The 482-nt window shown below is 71.2% G+C and carries 1 protein-coding gene; it reads left to right on the forward strand.

Features of this window, described 5'->3' with window-relative positions:
• Positions 1 to 482 (forward strand): AMP-binding protein (locus KVP70_RS33200; protein ID WP_217946706.1); only part of this gene is annotated, 482 nt, incomplete at both ends.

The following is a 482-nucleotide window of genomic DNA, read 5'->3' on the forward strand; positions in this document are numbered from 1 at the left end:
GGCGCGGGGCGTGGCGCCGGACGTGCGCGTGGCGATCTGCGCCGAGCGCGGCGTCGAGATGCTGGTGGCGATGCTGGCGACCCTGAAAGCGGGCGGCTGCTATGTGCCGCTGGACCCGGCCTATCCGGGCGAGCGGCTGGCCTATATGCTGGCCGACAGCGCGCCGCTGGTGGCGCTGAGCGTGGGCGCCGGCCGGGCCGCGCTGGACGATATCGGCGGCGAGGTGGCGCGCATCGACCTGCGCGAGCAGGCTGCGTTGTGGAGCGGACAGGCGTCCGCCAATCCGCAGCGGCACGGACTGACCCCGGTCCACCTGGCCTATGTGATCTACACCTCCGGCTCGACCGGCGCGCCGAAGGGCGTGATGATCGAGCAGCGCAACGCGGTCAATTTCGTGCATTGGGCGCGCGACGAGTTCGACGCCGATACGCTGGCGCGCACGCTGGCGTCAACCTCGCTCAACTTCGACCTGGCGATGTACG

Source organism: Duganella violaceipulchra (assembly GCF_019166075.1).
GTDB classification, from domain to species: Bacteria; Pseudomonadota; Gammaproteobacteria; order Burkholderiales; family Burkholderiaceae_D; genus Rugamonas; species Rugamonas violaceipulchra.